At 67.8% G+C, this 818-nt stretch carries 1 pseudogene; it reads right to left on the reverse strand.

What is annotated here, in order from left to right:
* Positions 1-245: 245 nt before the first annotated feature.
* A pseudogene (locus EOA27_RS38535) lies at positions 246-818 on the reverse strand (DUF4996 domain-containing protein); the annotation flags it as partial.

Raw genomic sequence — 818 nt, forward strand, 5'->3', positions numbered from 1 at the left:
GTGTTGAACGAGCTGGATGGCGTGGCGAAAGCTGCGTAGGTCGGCGCAGCACCCCGCCCGCGCCTGCGGCGCGACCTCCCCATCGAGGGGAGGTAGGGCGCCGCGCTTTATGCTTGAACGCCAGTTTAGCATTCAGGATTACCGCACCGCAGGCATGCAGCGACGGCAGTTTGGCACGACGTTCTACCTCCCCTCGATGGGGAGGTCGGCGCGAAGCGCCGGGCGGGGTGAAGCGCCGACGCCAGCTAATTAATGCTCGCCGTATGCGCCGGCTCGGCCTGCCTGATGTCCGTCGTATAAGGCACCCGATAGCCATTCGCCGCCAGCCACTCGATCGCCGCTTTCGGCTCGTCGGTCTGGATGATCGTTGCGCCGCGGTCGACCCAGAAACCCCAGGCTTCGCGTGGCAGGCCGGCGGCGACGGCGAGTTCGTCGCCACGGCCGCCGGCGAGGAAGCCGCCCGGCTTGTGCACGATGGCGTAGGTGTCGGCCCAAAGGTGCCAATCGCCGCGAGCCGCTTCCGCGCGCATATGGTTGCTGAACAGCGGCCCGCCAGAGGCGGTCAGCGTCTCGGCGCCGTTGCGCCAGTTGATCAACTCGATGGCGCGCGGCGCGAACACCTTGTCGACCTCATCGGCGAAGGCGGCATCATGCACGGCGTCGTCGGCGAGGATCGGCATGAACTGAAAGCCGCCGCCTGCGCTTGCAAGCGCGGCACTGGCGGCATCGATGCGCTGCGGGTTCCAGAGGTTCTCCTTGACGATCACCTGGTCGGCCATGCCGAGGTCGCGCGCCTCCGCGACCATGCCCGGCAGGTC

The organism is Mesorhizobium sp. M2A.F.Ca.ET.037.01.1.1, assembly GCF_003998075.1.
Lineage (GTDB): Bacteria > Pseudomonadota > Alphaproteobacteria > Rhizobiales > Rhizobiaceae > Mesorhizobium.